This is a genomic window from Hydromonas duriensis (genome assembly GCF_004363775.1).
Classification (GTDB): Bacteria; Pseudomonadota; Gammaproteobacteria; order Burkholderiales; family Burkholderiaceae; genus Hydromonas; species Hydromonas duriensis.
The window spans coordinates 1-3,335 of the sequence record NZ_SNZE01000058.1; the positions used below are offsets into that span (position 1 = coordinate 1).

Genomic DNA, 3,335 nt, shown 5'->3' on the forward strand with positions numbered 1-3,335 from the left:
GTATTTCTTATAGTATTTTGCCGGCTCAGCCGCATTAACGACAAAACTGTCCGATTTTGGCGCTCTGATCGCCTTAAATTATGTTCCACGCAAAATCAATTTCGATTTGTTGGTTTCTTAGTTCATTGATTCTAAAAGGGAAACAATGAATTGATTAGTTAAAATTAGAAAATGTTTCACGGTAAGCGCATTTTAAAAATGCGCTTTTTTGTTATTTTGGTGCAACACTTTATGATAATGAAAATTATCAGTAAGGGCTCAGCCGTACCATTTCAAGACAGCATCAAAGTGTGCTAGATTGTTTCAGCGTCAACAACTCATTTATCTGTGGAAAAGCTGGGTCAAAGTTGGCGCGGGCAAATTTAGACCTTTGCGAGCGATGTCAAATATTGCCTCTTGATTTGTGACTACGATAGGACTACAATATTAGTCATTGCTCACCATTTAACACAGGAGAAAGTCATGGGAATTGCAGATACTTACGTCCGCGCTCGAATTGACACGCGCACAAAAGAACTGGCTTCAGAGGCACTTGAAGCAATGGGGCTGTCTGTTTCTGATGCGATACGTTTATTGATGATTCGTATCGCCGAAGAACATCGTTTGCCATTTAACGTCAAAGTACCCAACGCCACAACCCGTAAAGCCATTTCTGAACTCGAATCAGGAAAAGGCAAGCGATTGAAATCGATGAGTGACTTGATGGATGACCTTCATGCGGATAATTGATCGTTCAACAGCATTTAAACGAGATTTTAAAAAGCATGGAGAAATTGAGACTGCATTGATTGAAGTGCTCTACAAACTTCTCAATGATGAGGCGTTGCCTGATAAATATCGTGACCATTCTTTGACGGGTGACTGGCTTGGCTCACACAGCGAGCTGTTTTAAAGTCTTAACGCCCTTTATACAATGATATGGACTCCCCACACCTACAAAACGGCATCGTAATGTGCCAAACTGTTGGGAGCATCAACCCCTTCAACAGCAAACGTAGACAGGAGAGTCCAAATGAATTGTAAACGAATTGGTATTGAACTTGCAAAAAATGTATTCCAAATTCACGGCGTTAATGCACGTGACGAAGTAGTGGTCAAGAAACAGCTCAAGTTAAATCAAATGATTGAGTATTTCAGTGCTTTACCGCCTTGCAATATTGCAATGGAAGCCTGTGGTACAGCACATTACTGGTCACGCACACTGGCAAGTTTGGGACATCACGTCAAATTAATTGCCCCGCAACACGTCAAACCTTATGTGCAACGTGGTAAGAATGATGCCAACGATGCAGCCGCTATTTGTGAAGCCGCATCACGTCCCCACATGAAATTCGTTGCCACCAAAAACGAGGCAGCACAAGCCATGCAACTGGTGCATCGAGCGCGAAGCGTCACTATTAAAGCCCGTGTTGCGCTACTTAATGAAATTCGCAGCACTTTGGCGGAGTTTGGCATTGTCTGTAAAGCACTGGGCGCAACTTGTACGCGAACCACTTTGATTGATACTATGCGTAACGAAAGCAGGGTATTTCCAGCGCCTTTGTCTGAATTGTTGCATTTATTGGCTGACCGTTTAACTAATTTGGATGCTGAAATGGAACGATTTGATCTCATGCTCAACACTCATGTCAAGACCAGTGCAGTTGTGAAACGTCTTATAGCCGTTGAAGGCATAGGCCCCATCACTGCCAGTGCAATGGAATGTGCCGCAGTGGATGCGAACATGTTCAAAACGGGGCGTGATTTTGCGGCGTGGTTGGGTTTAACGCCACGACAGAACTCAAGTGGCGGTAAGACCAAACTGAGCGGCATTACCAAGCATGGCGACAGTTATTTACTAACCTTGTTGATACAAGGCGCTCAAAACGTCGTGCGATATTGCGTCAATAAGACGGATGAGCGCAGTTTATGGATTCAAAGTCTTCTTTTAAGACGACATAATAATGTGGTGGCAGTTGCTCTTGCCAATAAAACGGCACGAATTGTTTGGTCCTTGTTGACCAAAGGCGAGGATTATCGACCGCCACGTTTGATTACACTGGAAGCGTAGCTTCGTGCTGCGCACTACGCGCCTTACTGATTGAAAATCAAATCAGTAAGGTCTTTAAAAACCGAAAATTTAGTAATGAATGTACCGTCCACACGATTGCCAGTAAAAGGCTGATGAACAACAGGTAAGACCGATGTGCAAACACTCTGACAGAAAACGTGGCTCATTATGAAGCCGATATTCCGATAAGAATTGCACATGCGAACAATCATTATGGCTCGGAGCCCTTCAAATGCTCTATTGAAGCCGAATATACGGTTGCAGTCGTACTTTTGTTGAAATCTGATGCGCTTTCACTTGCAAACAGTGGGGAGTCCATATATGTTTTCATTTCGCCGCATATCCTGTGTGAAAATTAAAATTTTTCATATAAAACTAAAAATTAGATAAAAACAAGCATCAGCCCTCAATTCTTGACAAGCCCTTGTCAAACTTCATTATTTATAGTTAGTTTGTTTTAACTGCAAAATTCAAGCCTAATCCGCGCATAACTTTAAGTACAGTCGAAAACTCAGGGTTCCCCTCTCCCGACAGCGCTCTGTAAAGGCTTTCCCTTGCAAGTCCTGTGTCTTTGGCAAGTTGAGTCATCCCTTTTGCTCGAGCAATAACACCTAATGCGTGAGCGATGTACGCCGCATCGTCAGGCGCTTCTTCAATACATGCTTGCAAATACGCTTGCATGTCTTCTGTGGTTTTGAGATGCTCTGCGCTATCCCATGTGTGTAATTTTGTCACGATGTACTCCTAATGTCATTGGCCAGTGTGATTGCGGTATCAATGTCGTTAGATTGTGTCGACTTATCACCACCGACCAACAATATGATGATTTCTAACCCTTGCTCAATAAAATATACGCGATACCCTGCTCCAAAATGGAGCCTCATTTCAGAGACGCCCTGACCTACAGGTGCACAATCTCCAAAATTCCCCAATGCTGCTCGATCAATTCGTGCTTGAATACGCGTTCGAATCGTTCTGTCACGTAAACCTCGGAACCAATCAATGAATTGTTCTGTTGTGATGATGGTTTTCATATTCACATCGTAACTCATAAGTTACATTAAAGCAACATGCACATCATATCCACTTCAAAGGATGTGTCATTCACTGACGATTAAGTGACATTGTTTTGTATTGTACAATACAAAAGCATGAATACAGTCGAAACCCAAACGCCTACCCCTACAAGCTGTTGCTGCTCGTTCAAAACTGACCATTTAAAGGCATAAATTTGCGTTCAAAATTGACCAGGTAATCCAAGTATTCTGCTTATTTTATAAGCAGG

Annotated in this window: 5 protein-coding genes; 3 read left to right on the plus strand and 2 right to left on the minus strand. The window is 42.7% G+C overall.

What is annotated here, in order from left to right; translation table 11 throughout:
• The first annotated feature begins 462 nt into the window (after window positions 1–462).
• The 3 genes from DFR44_RS11170 to DFR44_RS11180 all read left to right on the plus strand — a co-directional run bounded on the left by DFR44_RS11170 (window position 463) and on the right by DFR44_RS11180 (window position 2,050).
• On the plus strand, window positions 463–729 hold the full coding sequence (locus tag DFR44_RS11170; protein WP_133621645.1) for a type II toxin-antitoxin system RelB/DinJ family antitoxin: 267 nt from the start codon (window positions 463–465) through the stop codon (window positions 727–729).
• On the plus strand, window positions 716–892 hold the full coding sequence (locus tag DFR44_RS11175; RefSeq protein WP_133621646.1) for a type II toxin-antitoxin system RelE/ParE family toxin: 177 nt from the start codon (window positions 716–718) through the stop codon (window positions 890–892). Before DFR44_RS11170 ends, DFR44_RS11175 begins: the two co-directional genes overlap by 14 nt.
• A 120-nt stretch (window positions 893–1,012) precedes the next feature.
• Complete coding sequence (locus DFR44_RS11180) at window positions 1,013–2,050, plus strand: IS110 family RNA-guided transposase (protein WP_133621647.1); 1,038 nt, start codon at window positions 1,013–1,015, stop codon at window positions 2,048–2,050.
• A 447-nt stretch (window positions 2,051–2,497) separates the two neighbouring features.
• Here the strand turns inward: DFR44_RS11180 and DFR44_RS11185 are convergent, their stop codons facing one another.
• Both DFR44_RS11185 and DFR44_RS11190 read right to left on the minus strand, forming a co-directional pair.
• The gene (locus DFR44_RS11185; protein ID WP_211336967.1) at window positions 2,498–2,785 is read right to left on the minus strand and encodes an addiction module antidote protein; all 288 of its coding nucleotides are present in this window, start codon (window positions 2,783–2,785) and stop codon (window positions 2,498–2,500) included.
• Complete coding sequence (locus DFR44_RS11190) at window positions 2,782–3,102, minus strand: type II toxin-antitoxin system RelE/ParE family toxin (protein WP_246012110.1); 321 nt, start codon at window positions 3,100–3,102, stop codon at window positions 2,782–2,784. The genes DFR44_RS11185 and DFR44_RS11190 overlap by 4 nt, the downstream gene beginning before the upstream one ends.
• Between the last annotated feature and the right edge of the window lie 233 nt (window positions 3,103–3,335).

Coding starts and splice junctions, on each gene's coding strand:
- DFR44_RS11170 (WP_133621645.1), top strand. CDS start 463: ATGGGAATTGCAGATACTTACGTCCGCGCTCGAATTGACACGCGCACA.
- DFR44_RS11175 (WP_133621646.1), top strand. CDS start 716: ATGCGGATAATTGATCGTTCAACAGCATTTAAACGAGATTTTAAAAAG.
- DFR44_RS11190 (WP_246012110.1), bottom strand. CDS start 3,102: ATGAGTTACGATGTGAATATGAAAACCATCATCACAACAGAACAATTC.
- DFR44_RS11180 (WP_133621647.1), top strand. CDS start 1,013: ATGAATTGTAAACGAATTGGTATTGAACTTGCAAAAAATGTATTCCAA.